The 749-nt window shown below is 44.1% G+C and carries 1 protein-coding gene; it reads left to right on the top strand.

What is annotated here, in order from left to right; translation table 11 throughout:
* Nucleotides 1–749: DNA gyrase subunit A (locus AC1MDJ_RS08230; protein WP_479690429.1), on the top strand; the 749-nt coding region annotated here is incomplete at both ends.

Genomic DNA, 749 nt, shown 5'->3' on the forward strand with positions numbered 1-749 from the left:
TAGACGGCAGACCTAAGCTCACTAACCTAAACGAAGTAATTGACGAGTTTATAAATCACCGCATTTCGGTGGTTACTAGGCGGACGGTGTTTAGGTTGCGCAAGGCTGAGGATAGATTGCACATTGTAGAGGGGTTGCGGGTAGCGGTGCAGAATATTGATGAGGTTGTTAGGATTATCCGTTCGTCAAAAGATTCTGCCATTGCTAAAGATAAACTGAAAGAACGTTTTGGCTTATCTGAGTTGCAAACGCAGGCTATACTGGAAATGCGCCTATCACGTCTAACTGGGTTAGAGATAGACAAGCTAGATGCGGAATACAAAGAGTTGCAAGAAAATATTACGTACTATAAAAAGGTGCTCTCTGATAAACCGACCCTTATGGGAATTATCCGCATAGAATCGCAAGAGATAATAGATGTATATGGCGACAAACGTCTAACGGAAATTACAGCGGCAACTAGCGATATAAACGAGATAGATTTAATACCTGATGAGCCTATGGCTGTAACGGTTACGCATAACGGCTATATCAAACGCACCCCACTGTCGGCGTTCTCAGCGCAGAAACGTGGTGGCAAAGGCAAGAGTAGCGCAGCATCTCGTGAGGACGATTTTGTTGAGCGGCTTATAGTCACCTCAAACCATGCACAGTTGCTAGTCTTTACCAGTGCAGGTAGGGTACATTATCTAAATGTGCATAAACTGCCTGAGATGAATAGAGATACTAAGGGGAGGCATATTTCCAAC

Source organism: Candidatus Termitispirillum reticulitermitis, from assembly GCF_054655775.1.